Origin of the sequence: Yersinia sp. 2541 StPb PI (assembly GCF_052217145.1) — a bacterium.
Taxonomy (GTDB): Bacteria; Pseudomonadota; Gammaproteobacteria; order Enterobacterales; family Enterobacteriaceae; genus Yersinia; species Yersinia enterocolitica_E.
Window position 1 is genome coordinate 3,619,674 of record NZ_JAZGQB010000001.1, and the last position, 16,584, is coordinate 3,636,257.

Below are 16,584 nucleotides of genomic sequence, written 5' to 3' on the forward strand. Positions count from 1 at the left end.
GCTTCGACCCGCCGTTTTTTATTGCATATACTATTCCCAACTAAGCAATAATTGCCGCTCAAGTTGTGGATCCAGTAAAGTGACATGTAGCCCTACCAAGCGAACTCCCCGCCCGGCTCGCCGTTCATTCCATGCAGTGCGCGCCACTTGTAGCAGATCAGTCTTATTCAGTTCCGGCCAGACATGCTCCTGCGTAGTTTGTTGAAAATCATGAAATTTCAATTTAATACCCTGACGCGCAATATGCAGATCCGGCCTCACTTTACGTAATCGAGTTTCCAGTTCAATATAAAGCTGTTCAATCAATGCCTCACAACTTTCCCAGTCATGAATATCTTCCGCCAGCGTTCTTTCAACACCGACCGATTTACGCAATCTGTCCGGGGATATTTCCCGCTCATCAATACCGTGGCTACGCTCCCACAACACATGACCGAATTTGCCAAAACGCTTTAATAGTTCAGCCTGCGGATAGTTTTGTACCTCGCCGCAAGTAACCAACCCGAGTTCTTGTAAACGTTTAGCGGTCACTTTCCCCACGCCAGGAATCTTACTCAACGGCAAATCATGCAGGAAAGGCTGAATCTGATTAGGGGTGATGACATATTGACCATTCGGTTTATTCAGATCTGACGCAATTTTGGCCAGAAATTTTATCGGGGCAATACCGGCGGAGGCGGTCAGACTCAGTTCATCAGAAATGGCTTGACGGATTTCCTGAGCAATTAAAGTGGCAGAACCACTGCATGCGGAGCAATCAGAAACATCCAGATAGGCTTCATCCAGCGAGAGCGGCTCAATCAGCGGGGTATAGCGAGCGAAAATTTCACGGATATGCAGCGACGCCTCTTTATAAGCCGCCATTCTGCCAGGAATAACTTTAAGCTGTGGGCAGAGTTTAAGTGCCATCGCCGTTGGCATAGCACTACGAACACCATAACGTCTGGCAGGGTAATTGGCCGTACTGATCACTCCACGCCGATCGCGGCTGCCGCCAATCGCGATGGGAATATCACGCAAACTGGGATCGTCGCGCATTTCCACTGCCGCGAAGAAGCAATCCATATCGACATGAATAATCTTACGCATGTTATCTTTCCCCAACCAAACCACTGTATAAGGATACAGTTAAATCGGAAAAATTCAAGATTATCCTAATCCTCAACCCGCCTCAGATTGCTTATCGGAGGCTAGCCTGCTAGCTGTTTACTCAGTCCTCTCCAATATCAGCAAGTCCCGCCGATAAAGCTGGCTAGACGGCCTAAATCCACATTACCTCTCGAAAGAATCACACCAGCCCGTTTGCCGCGCAGATCGAACTGATCACCAAACGCAACGGCTGCCTACAGGCAACCGCTGGGTTCAACCACAATCTTCATTTAGTGGTCGCTAAAAATAGAACTCTTCAATGACTTATCTTGCTGATGCCGTTCTAACGCCAGTTCAATCAGTGTTGTGATCAACTCTGTAGAACCGACTCCCGTGGCGCGCCAGAGTTTGGGGTACATACTGATATTAGTGAAACCAGGTAGTGTATTGATTTCATTTATAATAACGGTATTTTCTGGCGTTAAAAAGACATCTACCCGTGCCAGACCACGGCATTCAAGCGTACGAAACGCGGCTAATGCTACTGCGCGAATATTGTCGCTGGCTGCATTGTCTATCACTGCAGGGATAACCACCTGAGCACCGGTTTCATTAATATACTTGGTATCGTAGGAGTAAAATTCATCACTGACGACCACTTCACCACACAGGCTAGCTCGAGGGTTATCATTACCCAGTACCGCACATTCAATCTCGCGCCCAACAATAGCTGATTCAACTAATACCTTATGGTCAAAATCAAACGCAAGCGTAACAGCCTGCTGGTATTCAGCCGCATTGCGTACTTTACTCACCCCAACCGAGGAGCCTTGATTTGCCGGTTTGATAAATAAAGGTAAGCCAAGTTTTGCCGTTATCTGCTCAAAACTGTAATTATCTTTATTTGTCCGTGTCAGCGTAATAAAAGGGGCAATATTCAACCCGGCATCACGCAGTAACCGCTTGGTGAGATCTTTATCCATGCTGACCGCAGATCCCAGCACGCTGGACCCAACGAAGGGGATATTGGCCATGCGCAGCAAGCCTTGCAAAGAACCATCCTCGCCTAATGTACCGTGTACTATCGGGAAAATAACATCCAGTTGCGCCAATGCTGTGGCATTATCCGCCGCAATCAGTTGCTGGCGCTCTTGACCGGGAATCAACGCTACATTTCTGTTTGAGTGATTCAGGGAGATCAGCGCTGGATTCTCTGCATTTAACAAATAGCTGGATGCATCGTTAACATGCCATTTCCCCTGTTTATCAATACCCAGTAGCGTGACATCAAACTTTTCCTTATCAATCGCCTCTACGATGTTTTTAGCCGACTGCAACGACACTTCATGCTCAGCCGATTTACCACCAAAAATCACACCAACCCGCAATTTCGACACACAGTATTCCTTCTTAAAATCTGGCACTTAAAGGTGCAACAACCCAGTGAAATCTCACCTCACACTAATACAATCTTTGTCTGCTTAACTAATGGTTTTTAAGATTTATACAGAATTTTCTCACTCCGCGACAGGGAATAAACATCATCAATATCAGTATGTAATTCTATTGTTGATGAATACCACCCTATTTATTCATATCAAGATAACCACCGCGATGAGTCATAATTATCCTAATCAAAACACCAACTAATTACGTATATAACAGAATTGAATTCTGTTATTGGTTTTTTTTTGCATTTTGTCATTTATTTTTAATAAAAAACCATTAAATTCGACAAGGTCGAAAAATGTTAGTTATATGATTAACCTTCACCTCATAAAATTCATTATTAGATAATGAATGGAAACTATATATTATGCGAAATTATATAATGGCTACCCTACTCCTTTCCGCTACCTTTGTTGTTAACGCCCAATCTGTTACCCTTGCAGCGCCACAAATTATTGCCCACCGTGCAGGAACGGCTGATGCGCCAGAAAATACCTTACCGGCTATCGATAAAGCACTGTCTAATGGTGCTGACGCCATATGGATTACATTACAACTATCGAAAGATAATATTCCGGTATTGTATCGCCCTATAGACCTCAAAGAGTTGACAGATAAGTCCGGTACCATCTCAGGTTATACTGCACAACAACTGGCTAAAGTGGATGCGAGCGTTGCCTATGATAAGAAACATCATATTCAACCGAAGGCTGGCACACACACAGGTATTCCCACACTTGATGAAGTGCTGAAGAAGTATCCTGACACGACATTCTATCTGGACATTAAATCGCCCGATGCCAACCCAATAACCTTTGCCAAAGCCCTAAAAGAGACGCTTACCGCAACCAGCAAAGGAGAAAAAGATCGCTTCGCACGTACCCGAGTTTACTCTACGGATGATAACTATCTGGAAGCACTGGATAAAGTGAATGAAACCAGTGATATCTCACATAAAATCAATCGATTTGAAAGCCGCAAATTTACTCGGACTCAATTAGCTAATATTACGATGGATCATAAATGTGAATTGCCAGCAGATAATAAAGAACGTTGGTATGGTTTAGAGTTACATCGCAAAGTACAAGTGGTAGAAAAATACACGTTGGGCGAAGGGCGTTCTGATGCAGTATTAAGTTGGGATAAAGAGGCGATGGATTGTTTTAGAAGGAATACCAACGCACATATTATTTTCTTCGGCATCAATACTCCCGAAGATTATAAAAAAGCGAGGGAATTACAGGCAAATGGAGTTATGGTTGATTCTCCTGCACTTTTTAAAAGTATAGTGAGTAAGTAAGAATAAATAAGTAAAGAACAACCACAATGGTATAGACGTAAATCAGAAAATGAAAAAACAGCATTATCGACGTAGACTAATCAGCCACGAATAGCACTAAAGCGTAAATACCCCCCTGGTCAACACTGAGTTGGCTGGGGGGTTATGTCTAAATTTGCTTGTCGTGCATATAACCACGTTTTATACAGAATGCTCGGCATTAAAGCATCGTAATCTATAACACATCTTATAGGATACGGTATTGATCCAATTTTTTCTGGCGAGCGGCTTCCTTAGCCAAGCGCTTCTTACGAGAATCACAAGGCTCAGGGCAATCACATACTTTCTCCATCCCCAAACCCGTTATTCCTCCGCAACTGCCCTGTAAGGTTTTACGTTTTACGATATAACCTAACGACATCCCGCCGATGGCCAATAGAAAAAAGACAAAGGATGCGATAAAAACAGTCAACATATCCTCTCCTATCAAGGCCGTTTTTGCAGATAAGGTTTGAACGCATCAGAATAGCGTTCCTCAAAACCTTCATCGGTTTTTACTATCATAAACACTGGAATACCCAGTAAATTAGCGAGTGCCATCCCTCTTTCTGGCCCAAGGACATCTAACCCAGTCGACAGTCCATCTGCGGTCATACAGCTTGGGTCCAAAACAGTAATTGAGACTAATCGGTGGTTAATTGGTCGGCCAGTATCCGGGTCAATCGTATGTGAGTAACGCACACCATTCTGTTCAAAGTAATTACGATAATCCCCTGAGGTTGCTATCGCCATACGTCCAGGTTCGATAACCTCTTGAGCACTTTGCGCAGAACCTGCGACAGGTTTTTCTATCGCAATGCGCCAAGGTTTATTTTCCCCATTATTGCCACGAGTCCGTACTTCCCCTCCGATATCAACCATATAGTTGGTGATATTTTGCGTTTCCAGATATTCGGCTACAACATCGACCCCATATCCCTTGGCAATAGAGGATAGATCAACATACAACTCAGGGATCCGTTTGAGCAAGGCACCATTTTCTACGGCCAGATTATTAATACCGACCCATGCCCGACGTTTGGCAATTTCAGCCTCAGTAGGAACAACATCTGGCCGCCCTTCAGGACCAAAGCCCCATAAGTTAACCAAAGGTCCGACGGTGACATCCAGCGCCCCATCGGTCAGGCGATTAATGCGAATAGCCTCACGCACGACTTTAGCCGTCGCCGCTGAAACCGCGAAAGGTGTATTCACGGCACGACTTTGATTGAAGCGACTCAATTCAGAGTCGGGCCGATATGTCGACATCTGGTCATTAACCTGTTCCAACTCGCGGTCTATTTCCTGCTGTAACTTCTCTGGGCTGGGTGTGGATGAGTCACTCATATACTTAATTGAATATGAAGTTCCCATGGTTTTACCTTCGAGATTCACTTGCTCAGGACCACATCCTGTGAGCAGCAAAATCCCCACCACTGCCATGAACCAATGTGTTATCTGTTTCTGCACAATATCCCCAATTGCAGTAAAAAGCCGTGTAATGGCAAATCAGCCACCAAAATCATCAAGCATAATATTGTCGTCTTCCACACCGAGATCCTTCAGCATCTTGATAACTGCCGCATTCATCATCGGAGGGCCACACATATAGAATTCACAATCTTCCGGTGCCGGATGATTTTTAAGGTAATTTTCTAACAACACGTTATGAATGAAGCCGGTATATCCCGTCCAATTATCTTCCGGCTGTGGGTCTGATAATGCAACGTGCCAACGGAAATTATCATTCTCAGCCTGTAACTGGTCAAAATCTTCTTCATAGAACATTTCACGCCGTGAACGCGCACCATACCAAAAACTGATTTTACGCTTCGAATGTAGCCGCTTAAGCTGATCAAAAATATGCGAGCGCATCGGTGCCATACCCGCCCCACCGCCAATAAAGACCATCTCGGCATCGGTATCTTTGGCAAAAAACTCACCAAATGGACCAGAGATAGTCACCTTATCACCGGGTTTTAGTGACCAGATATAAGAGGACATAATACCTGGCGGTGCATCAGGAACTGACGGTGGTGGCGTGGCAATACGCACGTTAAGCATGATAATGCCACGCTCTTCCGGGTAGTTTGCCATCGAGTAGGCACGCACCGTTGGTTCAACGACCACTGACTCGAACCGGAACAGATTGAATTTATCCCAATCACCGCGATATTCATCAGGCACATCGAAGTCCGCGTATTTAACAGTATGCGGTTCGGCCTCTATTTGGATAAAACCACCGGCACGGAATGGCACCACTTCACCATCTGGAATCTTCAGTTTCAGTTCTTTGATAAATGTGGCTTTATTATCATTAGAGATAACTTCACACTCCCACTTTTTCACCCCAAAGATTTCTTCTGGCAATTCAATTTTCAGATTTTGCTTAACGCTAACCTGGCAAGCTAACCGGCAGCCTTCTTTCGCTTCACGCTTTGAGATATGTGAAAGTTCCGTCGGCAGGATATCCCCGCCACCTTCTTTAATTGTCACGCGGCACTGCCCGCAGGAACCGCCACCACCACAAGCTGAAGAAACGAAAATACCTTGGCTGGAAAGCATGTTGAGCAGCTTATCCCCTGCCGGAGCGGTAAAACTTTTGTCCGCATCATCATTAACATCAACGGTAATATCACCGGTATTCACCAATTTTGATTTGGCAAATAGAATCATCACCGTCAATGCCAGTACGATGAGGGTGAACATCACTACGCCCAGAATTATTTCCATGAATTATTCCTGCCTTTATAAATTCACACCGGAGAAAGACATAAACCCTAAGGCCATCAATCCGGTTGTGATAAAGGTGATCCCTAACCCCTGTAAGCCCGCAGGCACATTGGCATATTTCATTTTTTCGCGAATACCTGCGAGGGCCACAATCGCCAGCATCCAACCGATACCCGAACCAAAGCCATAAACGATGGACTCAGGGAAGTTGTAATCTCGTTGCGCCATAAAGGAGACGCCGCCGAAGATGGCGCAGTTGACGGTGATCAGTGGCAGGAAAATACCCAATGCGTTATAAAGTGCCGGGAAATAGCGATCGAGAATCATCTCCAACACCTGCACTATGGCGGCAATAACACCAATAAAGGTGATGAAGTTGAGGAAACTAAGATCAACCCCTTCAACCAATGCGCCATCACGCAGCACCAGGTTATAAACCAGATTATTCGCAGGTACTGAGATACCCAATACCACCGTTACCGCGATACCAAGGCCAAAGGCGGTCGACACTTTCTTGGAAACAGCGAGGAAAGTACACATCCCCAAAAAGAATGCTAACGCCATATTCTCCACAAACACCGCGCGGACAAACAGACTGATGTAATGTTCCATCGTCAATTACTCCTTCTCAATCTGCGCAGGTTTCAGGGTACGTAGACCCCAAATCAGCAAACCAATGATAAAGAATGCGCTTGGTGCCAACAGGAACAATCCGTTCGGCTGATACCACCCGCCGTTCTGGACGGTTTCAAATACTGTTACTCCAAATAATTTGCCGGAGCCAATCAGTTCGCGGACAAAACCCACCAACACCAGCACTACGCCGTAACCCAAACCATTACCAATACCATCCATAAAGCTTTCAATCGGCGGCGATTTCATCGCATAAGCTTCAGCACGCCCCATCACAATACAGTTAGTAATAATCAGGCCGACAAATACGGATAGCTGTTTGGATATCTCATAGGCATAAGCCCGTAAGATCTGATCGACCACAATCACCAGCGAGGCAATAATCACCATCTGAACAATGATGCGCACGCTGTTTGGAATATGATTGCGAATCAGTGAGATAAAGAAACTGGAGAACGCCGTTACCAAGGTAACGGCCAGCGTCATCACTAATGCGGTTTCCAGCTTGGTGGTCACCGCCAGCGCGGAACAAACGCCAAGGATCTGTAAGGCTATCGGGTTGTTATCAAATAACGGCCCAAATAAAACCCGTTTAATCTCTTTGCTATCAGCCATTTTTTAACGCTCCTTCGCGCACTTTTTTCAGGAACGGGCCAAAGCCGTTTTCACCGAGCCAAAAATCAAAGCTGTTTTGCACCCCATTAGAGGTCAAGGTTGCACCTGACAGACCATCGATCGCATGAGGATCATTAGCCGGTGCGCGCCCTTTAACAATCCGAATAGCCGGTTGGCCTTGCTCGTCAAATAGCCGCTTACCAATCCATTGATTACGCCAAATTGGGTTCTCAACCTCGCCTCCCAGCCCTGGGGTCTCACCCTGATCGTAGTAGGTGATACCACGCACCGTTTTGCCGTCAGTGTCGATGGCAACAAAGGCATACATCATTGACCACAGACCGGAGCCATAAACAGGGAGAACTATCTTGTTGATTTGCCCGCTTTCACCACGTACCAGATAAATTTCAACGACATTCGCGCGCCGGCGGATGCCAGCAATATCCTGTGCGGGCGTTAGGGCAATGCTCATTTGGTCACTACGCAGTGCCTGAGCACGATCAAAGGTTGCCGGATCTTGTTGAATAAACGCACCGCTTTGCAAATCCAGCAGCCGTGGTTCAATGCGCAGCGCAAATTCCCGCTGAACGTCTTCTGCCGGCATTCTTGGTTGCAACAAACCCGCCACCGCTAGAATATTGCGCTGTTTGTCTAATAGCCGTTGCTCCTGCTGCTTGGCTTTCAAACCAACAGCCGCACCAGAAACCACCACAGAACACACCAGACAGAGCACAATTACCACCAGCAACGTTTTGCTGATGCTGTCATTATTTCTTGGTTTATCACTCGCCACGCGCTTTCCTCCGCTTGATGTTGGCCTGAACAACCACATAGTCAAACAGCGGTGCAAACAGGTTGGCGAACAGGATCGCCAGCATCATTCCTTCGGGATAAGCTGGATTAGCGACGCGGATTAACACACACATCGCACCAATCAAGCCGCCATACCACCATTTCCCTTTATTGGTAAAGGAAGCCGACACTGGGTCGGTCGCCATAAAGATCATCCCGAAAGCGAAACCACCGAGTACCAGATGCCAATACCACGGCATGGCAAATAACGGATTGGTAGTGGAACCAACCCAGTTAAATAGGTAGGCCGTAGCAATCATGCCAATCATGACCCCAGCCACAATCCGCCACGAGGCGATGCGGCCGAAAAGAATAATGGCACCGCCAATCAGGATCATCAGCGTAGAGACCTCGCCAATAGATCCGGGAATATTACCGAGGAAAGCATCCATCCACGTAATAGGCTGATTAGTAATGGTATTAACCAAACTGTGGCTACCGTTGACACTCCATTGTGACAATGGAGTTGCACCAGAAAAACCATCAGCGGCAGTCCACACCAAATCACCGGATATCTGTGCCGGATAAGCAAAGAATAGGAAAGCACGCCCAGCCAGTGCCGGGTTGAGGAAGTTACGCCCAGTGCCACCAAAAATCTCTTTACCAATAACCACACCGAAAGAGATCCCAAGTGCTGCTTGCCATAATGGCAATGTGGGAGGGACTATCAGGGCAAACAGAATCGAGGTGACAAAGAAACCTTCGTTGATTTCATGCTTGCGGACAATAGAGAATACCACTTCCCAAAAACCACCGACCACAAACACAACGGCATAGATAGGCAGAAAATAAACCGCCCCCAGCACCATTTTGCTTGCCCAGCCAGCATCTGGAGCCAATGACGCCCCTAGCATTTGTGCCAACCAGTAATGCCAGTCACTGGCTATAATCTGTTGCAGTTCCGCGCCACTGTAGAGTTGGTTTAGCGCCGGGATGGCCTGTAGCCCTACGTTATACATGCCCCAGAACATGGCTGGGAATACCGCCAGCCATACCAGAATCATCATCCTTTTCAGGTCGATTGCATCTCGTACATGGGAAGCACCCGGTGTTACTTTGCCCTGCGTATAGAAAATAGTGGCTGCGGCTTCATATAGCGGATAGTACTTCTCTAATTTGCCACCCGCTTCAAAGTGGTGCTCTATTTTCTCAAGAAAATTTTTCAGGCCCATCAGTTATCCTTCCTGCTCAATCTGGGTCAATATGTCGCGCAGTACCGGACCGTATTCGTACTTACCGGGGCAGACAAATGTACATAAAGCCAAATCTTCTTCATCTAACTCCAGGCACCCTAGCGCTTGCGCGCTGTCGGTATCACCGGATAACAGATCACGCAACAAATGGGTTGCCAGGATATCCAGTGGCATCACCCGCTCATAGTTGCCAATAGGCACCATAGCGCGCTCCCCGCCGTGCATGTCGGTTGAGAAAGCAAACAGTTTGCGTTTGAAGAAATGGCCCAGCGTGGTGCGGGTGATCGAATATTTATCGCGACCTGGCATTACCCAACCAAATAGTTCTTTTTCTCGCCCTTCGCGGATAACCGATACTTGCTGGTGGAAACGGCCCAAATAACCATGAGTTGCGGAGAAAGCAGTGCCGCTGAGGACTGAACCAGAGATAATACGGTTCTCCCCCTCTTTTAACTTAGCCGCGGTTAATTCAGCCAGGCTGGCACCCAAACGGGTACGCACTAATACTGGTTGATTTACCTGTGGACCCGCCAGCGCAACGATGCGGTCAGTACAGAGTTCACCACGGGTAAATAATTTACCGATAGCAATCACATCCTGATAACCCACATGCCACACCATTTTACGCAAGCTCACCGGTTCAAGAAAATGGATGTGGGTACCAACCAGACCCGCAGGATGGGGGCCGGAGAATTCATTATAAGTTATCTGGGCATTAGAATGGTTGGCAACCACCTGCCCCGGGGCATGGCCCACATGCACCTTGCCTTCAGTTAGACGCGTAAGAACAGTTAAACCGTGCTTAAAGGCGTCTGACTCAGTGGCAATAATGACCTGCGGATTGGCTGCCAGCGGTTGGGTATCCATTGCACTGACAAAAATAGCGCGTGGGCGACTACTAGGAACAGGGGTTTTACTAAACGGGCGGGTTCTGAATGCAGTCCATAAACCAGACGCCAGTAATAGGCTTTGCACCTGTTCATTGCTCAGATGATTAAGGTCCGCTGCATCATAGTGTGGGAAAGGTACTTGCTCATCCCCTTCAATCTCTATCACAACAGATTGTAGCACCCGGCGTTCACCACGATTAATAGCGCTAATTCTGCCACTGGCGATCGCAGTAAAGGTCACCCCTGGATTTTTTTTATCTTCAAAGAGCGCCTGGCCTTTCTTAACCCAATCACCTTCTTGCACCAACATTGAGGGGCGCATGCCCACATACTCTTCACCGAGCAGAGCCACATGACGAATAGCAGGACCATCCTCTATCACCTGCACAGGTGCTCCGGCGATGGGTAGGTCGAGTCCTTTCTTTATTTTAATCATAGGTTTGAGCGACTTTATTAGTTATATCAAATGCTGTACTTAGCCCAGAGCGTACAGCCACATAAAGATAAGATACTTTCATGGTTCAGTTAAACGACGGTTTAATACCCAGTCAATTAGATAAACATAAACGCTAATTGAAAGCATCGCGGTAATGAGTACTGATACCCACATTGAATGATTTCAGGGTAAAATGGCTGTTATAACGATTACATGTGCAAGCCATCAGCAGTGGACGATTTTAGCATTTTCATTCCGCACTGTCTGACAAATGCAGTGACCTGGGTCAAGCAAACACGAATATTTTACGGCTAATTTATCTATCCACTCGGTAAAACCGTATCGTTAATTCATGTTTACCGACTTTGTGGTTATTTTATACAAAACATATATTGCTAAAATTTTTCCGACTGATAATCTGCGCCTATAAATCGAAAAATGCAGTGGCATAATTTACATAATATAAGTAGGAATAATAAATGGGCAAAATCGCACGGTTGTTTGCGATGCTTACGTTTGTGGTGATAATTGGTTTGCCTGCGGTATCCTTCACCAGCTCAGCCAGTGAGCCTGTGGCAGTATCCAAAGAGCTAAAACAACAATTACTCGGGTCATCGGTCTATATTCAGATTTTCAAAGAAGAACGTACCCTGGAATTATACGCCAGGCTACAAGGTGAATATCGTTTAGTGCAAAGCTATCGCATCTGTGAATTTTCAGGTGGCCTTGGCCCAAAACGCCGTGAAGGGGATTTTAAAAGCCCGGAAGGTTTTTACAGTATTGATATGCGCCATTTAAAACCTGACAGTAAGTTTTATCGGGCAATCAATATTGGCTTCCCAAATGATTATGATAAGTCGCAGGGTTATTCAGGGAAATATCTGATGATCCACGGCGCTTGCAAATCAATCGGCTGTTATGCAATGACCGATGCCTATATGGACGAGATATTTAACTACGTGCAAACGGCATTTATCTTTGGTCAGGAAAAAGTGGATATCAGTATCTATCCATTCCGTATGACTGAACAAAATATGCAACGCCACCGTAACTCGTCGGATTACAGCTTCTGGCGGCAATTACAGCCGGGATATGCCTATTTTACCAAAAACCGGATGCCCCCATCCGTTGCAGTGATCAACGGGCAGTATGTACTCAGCCGCCCGCCAGTCTCCAATGCACCGGTATCGCAATATGCGCTCACCAAATCAAATTCGCTCACCAAAACAGAATAATGCAAATTCACCTGGTGCAATTTTGTGCCAGGTTTCATTACCTGTCAGGGGTTGAGTCGCAATCACCGTGACCACATCTTTGGGTGTGGTCTGGCGTTGAAAATCTATCTCAACATCTTGATCCAGTAAGGTCGCTTTACCAAAAGGTGCCCGGCGCGTAATCCAATACAGATTGGTCGAACAGAACGCCATCACAAAACGCCCATCCGAGAGCAACATATTAAAGACCCCTTTGGCCCGCAACTGCTCACATAGGGTAGCGATATAGCGGAATACCGCTGGCCAATTACTGGGAGTACGAGGGTAGCGCTTTGCCAATTGATTAAGTAGCCAGCAGAAAGCATATTCGCTGTCAGTCTGACCGATAGGCCGGAAAGTACCGGTCTCTAATTGACGATAACCTTTAAGTTGGCCGTTATGGGCATACGTCCAGTTTCGTCCCCACATTTCGCGGGTAAAAGGGTGGGTATTCTCTAACGCCACTTCACCGCGATTTGCCTGACGGATATGAGAAACCACCGCACAGGATTTTATCGGGTAGTCTTGTACCAAACGGGCTATGGGTGAATTAAAACTGGGTTGGGGATCTTTAAACGTGCGGCAACCATTACCTTCATAAAAGGTAATACCCCAGCCATCTTTATGTGGGCCAGTCCCCCCGCCCCTTTGCACTAGGCCGGTAAAGCTAAAGCAAATATCCGTGGGAACATTTGCGCTCATCCCGAGCAATTCGCACATAACCAACCTCCCGCGTATATCTTAGCTCTTGGTGTTGCAGCGTTGTAGCTGCTCTCGCTCACCGTCTAGGTGATCAACGAGATTGATAATACCGTTGATCACCACGACATATCAGGCTTTAACCATCTCTTTTTCAATCAATTGAATCAAGATATGAATCACTTTGATATGAATTTCCTGAATGCGATCGGCATAACCAAAATGGGGAACCCGAATTTCGATATCTGCCGTACCCGCCATTTTGCCACCGTCTTTACCCGTCAGGGTGATCACCTTCATCCCTTTGGCACGAGCAGCATCAATCGCCTTAATGACATTAGCTGAATTACCGGAAGTGGAAATACCGAGTAATACATCCCCTGTGCGGCCGACGGCTTCAACATAACGAGAGAAGATATAGTCATAACCAAAATCATTACTAACACAAGAGATATGGCTAACATCTGAAATAGCAATCGCCGGATAACCTGGACGATTCTCGCGGTAGCGGCCGGTCAACTCTTCGGCAAAATGCATGGCATCACAATGGGAACCGCCATTACCGCATGACAAGACTTTACCGCCAGCCTTAAAAGAATCAGCCAATAATACGGCTGCGCTCGCAATAGCATTGATATTGCTATCATCTTTCAAAAAGTTTGCCAGTGTGTCTGCTGCTTCATTCAATTCACTGCGGATTAAATCCTGGTACATGGGAGCCTCTTTATAGTTCTATGGCATCGATATTCATCAGCCGTCAGTGTACCGGATAGCATAAACAGCGAGAAGCACTGTAATGAATAAGACATAAGAGTTTTAACTATTAATGCGGGCAGTTTGTGAGATGAGTTGTAAATAACATGTAATGGTATTGATAAAAATAATGAGATGGACTACAACAAATGTATCTCTCAACAGGTCAGACCTCCTACATCTCAGGAGCTTCACTATGATGGTTCTTAGCATTGTTGCCTTACTGGTTCTTATTGGTGTGCTGTTCTATCACCAGGTGAACCTCTATCTCAGTAGTTTGATTCTTGTCGTTTACACCGCCGCGATGGGAGCGTTGCAGTTATGGTCATTCTGGGCATTATTGCCTCTGGTGATTGTTTTGCTACCCCTGACGCTGACCCCACTGCGCCAGTCACTGTTTTCTGCACCAGCATTGCGCATGTTCCGTAAAGTCATGCCTGCGATGTCACGCACCGAAAAAGAAGCGATTGATGCAGGTACCACTTGGTGGGAAGGTGATTTATTCCAGGGCCAGCCTGACTGGAAGAAACTGCATAACTACCCAAAACCGCAGTTAACTGCCGAAGAACAAGCTTTTATTGATGGGCCGGTAGAAGAAGCCTGTCGTATGGCTAATGACTTCCAAATTACCCACGAACTGGCTGACTTGCCGCCAGAACTGTGGGCGTATCTGAAAGAACACCGCTTCTTTGCGATGATCATTAAGAAAGAGTACGGCGGCCTTGATTTCTCAGCTTATGCTCAGGCACGTGTACTGCAAAAACTGTCTGGCGTGTCTGGCATTTTGGCCATCACTGTTGGTGTACCTAACTCTCTCGGCCCCGGCGAATTGCTGCAACACTACGGCACTGAAGAGCAAAAAAATCATTATTTGCCTGGTTTGGCTCGTGGCGACGAGATCCCTTGTTTCGCCCTAACCAGCCCAGAAGCGGGTTCTGATGCCGGCGCAATCCCAGATACCGGCACCGTCTGTATGGGCGAATGGCAAGGTAAGCAGGTACTGGGCATGCGCCTGACCTGGAATAAACGCTATATCACCCTCGCCCCGATCGCCACAGTGCTCGGGCTGGCGTTCAAACTGTCTGACCCTGAACATCTGTTGGGCGATACCGTTGATTTAGGCATCACCTGTGCGCTGATCCCAACCAACACCCCTGGGGTGGAAATTGGTCGTCGTCACTTCCCACTGAATGTGCCATTCCAAAATGGCCCGACCCGTGGCAACGATATCTTTGTGCCGATTGATTACATCATCGGCGGGCCAAAAATGGCTGGGCAGGGCTGGCGCATGCTGGTGGAATGCCTGTCTGTTGGCCGCGGGATTACCTTGCCGTCCAATGCCACTGGTAGCTTAAAAAGTGTGGCGATGGGGATCGGTGCTTACGCCTATATTCGTCGTCAGTTCAAAATCTCAATCGGTAAAATGGAAGGGATTGAAGAGCCGTTGGCGCGAATCGCCGGTAATGCTTATGTGATGGACGCGGCGGCAACCTTAATTACCAGCGGTATTATGCTAGGTGAGAAACCGGCGGTGTTATCCGCTATCGTTAAATATCACTGTACCCACCGTGGTCAACGCGCTGTGATGGATGCCATGGATATTGCCGGCGGTAAAGGGATCTGCCTTGGTCCGGCCAACTTCGTAGCCCGTGGCTACCAAGGTGCCCCTATCGGTATCACCGTTGAAGGCGCTAACATTCTGACCCGTAGCATGATTATCTTCGGCCAGGGGGCAATCCGTTGCCATCCGTTTGTTCTGGATGAAATGGCAGCAGCACAATCTAATGATGTTGCCGCCTTCGATAAAGCGCTGTTCGGTCATTTGGGCCATGTGGGTAGTAGCAAAGTCCGTAGCTTCTGGTTGGGGCTGACCAATGGCCGCACCAGTGCCACGCCAACCAAAGACAGCACTCGCCGTTATTACCAGCATCTGAACCGCCTGAGCGCCAATTTAGCTTTGCTCTCTGATGTCTCAATGGGGGTGTTGGGTGGCAGCCTGAAACGTCGTGAACGTATTTCTGCCCGTTTGGGGGATATTCTCAGCCAAATGTATCTGGCATCAGCAACGTTGAAACGCTATGAAGACGAAGGCCGCCAAAAAGAAGATCTGCCGCTGGTTCATTGGGGTGTGCAGGATGCCCTGCATCAGGCAGAGCAGGCTCTGGATGATTTACTGCGTAACTTCCCAAATGGCGTTATTGCCGGGTTAATGCGGTTGGTGGTCTTCCCGTTTGGTCGCGTACATCAGGCACCGTCAGACCAGTTGGACCATCAACTGGCGCAGTTACTGCAAGTACCGTCAGCAACCCGCAGCCGTATTGGTCGTGGTCAGTATCTGACACCGAGCGAGTTTAATCCAGTAGGTTTGCTGGAAGCCGCTTTGCAAGATGTGATTGCAGCAGAGCCAATTCATAAGCGCCTGAGTAAAGAAGCGGGTAAAAGCCTGCCATTTACTCGCCTGGATGTGCTGGCAAAAAATGCGCTGGCTGAAGGGAAAATCAATGTTGAAGAGGCCGCTATTTTGACTAAAGCAGAAGAGAGTCGCCTGCGCTCAATTAATGTCGATGAGTTTGCAGCCGATGCCTTGGCAGCCAAGCCTGCACTAAAGCAGCCAACCAAACAACGGCAAACTGAAGCAGCGTAATAAATAAGTCTTATTGATGTTAGTGTC

Annotated in this window: 15 protein-coding genes; 3 read left to right on the forward strand and 12 right to left on the reverse strand. The window is 47.1% G+C overall.

Going from position 1 to position 16,584, the window contains the following annotated elements:
- Positions 1 to 30: 30 nt before the first annotated feature.
- Both dinB and ddlA read right to left on the reverse strand, forming a co-directional pair.
- Positions 31 to 1,089, reverse strand: coding sequence for a DNA polymerase IV (gene dinB / locus V1953_RS16315; protein ID WP_083160127.1), 1,059 nt, complete (start codon positions 1,087 to 1,089; stop codon positions 31 to 33).
- Positions 1,090 to 1,379: 290 nt separating this feature from the next.
- Positions 1,380 to 2,486 (reverse strand): D-alanine--D-alanine ligase, encoded by a 1,107-nt coding sequence (ddlA, locus tag V1953_RS16320; protein ID WP_083160129.1) that lies wholly within the window; start codon positions 2,484 to 2,486, stop codon positions 1,380 to 1,382.
- Between the two features lie 419 nt (positions 2,487 to 2,905).
- Here ddlA and V1953_RS16325 point away from each other — a divergent pair, with 419 nt between their 5' ends.
- Complete coding sequence (locus V1953_RS16325; RefSeq protein WP_442851126.1) at positions 2,906 to 3,838, forward strand: glycerophosphodiester phosphodiesterase family protein; 933 nt, start codon at positions 2,906 to 2,908, stop codon at positions 3,836 to 3,838.
- A 226-nt stretch (positions 3,839 to 4,064) separates the two neighbouring features.
- Here the strand turns inward: V1953_RS16325 and nqrM are convergent, their stop codons facing one another.
- From nqrM to V1953_RS16365, 8 genes are read right to left on the reverse strand one after another with little or no spacing between them, the layout of a single operon-like run.
- Positions 4,065 to 4,292 carry a (Na+)-NQR maturation NqrM gene (nqrM, locus tag V1953_RS16330; protein ID WP_083160133.1) on the reverse strand — a complete coding sequence of 76 codons (228 nt, stop codon included), beginning with the start codon at positions 4,290 to 4,292 and terminating at the stop codon, positions 4,065 to 4,067.
- A gap of 11 nt (positions 4,293 to 4,303) precedes the next feature.
- Positions 4,304 to 5,326, reverse strand: coding sequence for an FAD:protein FMN transferase (locus V1953_RS16335; protein ID WP_083160136.1), 1,023 nt, complete (start codon positions 5,324 to 5,326; stop codon positions 4,304 to 4,306).
- A gap of 39 nt (positions 5,327 to 5,365) precedes the next feature.
- Positions 5,366 to 6,589, reverse strand: a complete 1,224-nt coding sequence (gene nqrF / locus V1953_RS16340; RefSeq protein ID WP_083160138.1) for an NADH:ubiquinone reductase (Na(+)-transporting) subunit F — start codon at positions 6,587 to 6,589, stop codon at positions 5,366 to 5,368.
- A gap of 15 nt (positions 6,590 to 6,604) precedes the next feature.
- Complete coding sequence (nqrE, locus tag V1953_RS16345; protein WP_004392325.1) at positions 6,605 to 7,201, reverse strand: NADH:ubiquinone reductase (Na(+)-transporting) subunit E; 597 nt, start codon at positions 7,199 to 7,201, stop codon at positions 6,605 to 6,607.
- Between the two features lie 6 nt (positions 7,202 to 7,207).
- Positions 7,208 to 7,837 carry an NADH:ubiquinone reductase (Na(+)-transporting) subunit D gene (locus tag V1953_RS16350; protein WP_083160140.1) on the reverse strand — a complete coding sequence of 210 codons (630 nt, stop codon included), beginning with the start codon at positions 7,835 to 7,837 and terminating at the stop codon, positions 7,208 to 7,210.
- The gene (locus V1953_RS16355; protein ID WP_083160142.1) at positions 7,830 to 8,630 is read right to left on the reverse strand and encodes a Na(+)-translocating NADH-quinone reductase subunit C; all 801 of its coding nucleotides are present in this window, start codon (positions 8,628 to 8,630) and stop codon (positions 7,830 to 7,832) included. Before V1953_RS16355 ends, V1953_RS16350 begins: the two co-directional genes overlap by 8 nt.
- Complete coding sequence (locus tag V1953_RS16360; RefSeq protein ID WP_442851127.1) at positions 8,620 to 9,861, reverse strand: NADH:ubiquinone reductase (Na(+)-transporting) subunit B; 1,242 nt, start codon at positions 9,859 to 9,861, stop codon at positions 8,620 to 8,622. Before V1953_RS16360 ends, V1953_RS16355 begins: the two co-directional genes overlap by 11 nt.
- A gap of 3 nt (positions 9,862 to 9,864) precedes the next feature.
- Positions 9,865 to 11,208, reverse strand: coding sequence for a Na(+)-translocating NADH-quinone reductase subunit A (locus V1953_RS16365; protein WP_442851128.1), 1,344 nt, complete (start codon positions 11,206 to 11,208; stop codon positions 9,865 to 9,867).
- A 479-nt stretch (positions 11,209 to 11,687) separates the two neighbouring features.
- Here V1953_RS16365 and dpaA point away from each other — a divergent pair, with 479 nt between their 5' ends.
- Entirely contained in the window at positions 11,688 to 12,443 is a 756-nt protein-coding gene (gene dpaA, locus V1953_RS16370; protein WP_083160149.1) for a peptidoglycan meso-diaminopimelic acid protein amidase, read from the forward strand.
- Here dpaA and V1953_RS16375 read toward each other — a convergent pair.
- Both V1953_RS16375 and lpcA read right to left on the reverse strand, forming a co-directional pair.
- Positions 12,417 to 13,181: a class II glutamine amidotransferase gene (locus tag V1953_RS16375; RefSeq protein WP_102970460.1), complete on the reverse strand. Its 765-nt coding sequence runs from the start codon at positions 13,179 to 13,181 to the stop codon at positions 12,417 to 12,419. The two genes, dpaA and V1953_RS16375, sit on opposite strands and share 27 nt — an antisense overlap.
- A 111-nt stretch (positions 13,182 to 13,292) precedes the next feature.
- Positions 13,293 to 13,874 carry a D-sedoheptulose 7-phosphate isomerase gene (gene lpcA / locus V1953_RS16380; protein WP_372568744.1) on the reverse strand — a complete coding sequence of 194 codons (582 nt, stop codon included), beginning with the start codon at positions 13,872 to 13,874 and terminating at the stop codon, positions 13,293 to 13,295.
- Positions 13,875 to 14,109: 235 nt separating this feature from the next.
- Here lpcA and fadE point away from each other — a divergent pair, with 235 nt between their 5' ends.
- On the forward strand, positions 14,110 to 16,557 hold the full coding sequence (gene fadE, locus V1953_RS16385; protein WP_442851129.1) for an acyl-CoA dehydrogenase FadE: 2,448 nt from the start codon (positions 14,110 to 14,112) through the stop codon (positions 16,555 to 16,557).
- Positions 16,558 to 16,584: the final 27 nt, after the last annotated feature.

Coding starts and splice junctions, on each gene's coding strand:
- V1953_RS16360 (WP_442851127.1), bottom strand. CDS start 9,861: ATGGGCCTGAAAAATTTTCTTGAGAAAATAGAGCACCACTTTGAAGCG.
- nqrM (WP_083160133.1), bottom strand. CDS start 4,292: ATGTTGACTGTTTTTATCGCATCCTTTGTCTTTTTTCTATTGGCCATC.
- lpcA (WP_372568744.1), bottom strand. CDS start 13,874: ATGTACCAGGATTTAATCCGCAGTGAATTGAATGAAGCAGCAGACACA.
- V1953_RS16350 (WP_083160140.1), bottom strand. CDS start 7,837: ATGGCTGATAGCAAAGAGATTAAACGGGTTTTATTTGGGCCGTTATTT.
- nqrF (WP_083160138.1), bottom strand. CDS start 6,589: ATGGAAATAATTCTGGGCGTAGTGATGTTCACCCTCATCGTACTGGCA.
- dinB (WP_083160127.1), bottom strand. CDS start 1,089: ATGCGTAAGATTATTCATGTCGATATGGATTGCTTCTTCGCGGCAGTG.
- nqrE (WP_004392325.1), bottom strand. CDS start 7,201: ATGGAACATTACATCAGTCTGTTTGTCCGCGCGGTGTTTGTGGAGAAT.
- V1953_RS16375 (WP_102970460.1), bottom strand. CDS start 13,181: ATGTGCGAATTGCTCGGGATGAGCGCAAATGTTCCCACGGATATTTGC.
- V1953_RS16365 (WP_442851128.1), bottom strand. CDS start 11,208: ATGATTAAAATAAAGAAAGGACTCGACCTACCCATCGCCGGAGCACCT.
- dpaA (WP_083160149.1), top strand. CDS start 11,688: ATGGGCAAAATCGCACGGTTGTTTGCGATGCTTACGTTTGTGGTGATA.
- fadE (WP_442851129.1), top strand. CDS start 14,110: ATGATGGTTCTTAGCATTGTTGCCTTACTGGTTCTTATTGGTGTGCTG.
- V1953_RS16325 (WP_442851126.1), top strand. CDS start 2,906: ATGCGAAATTATATAATGGCTACCCTACTCCTTTCCGCTACCTTTGTT.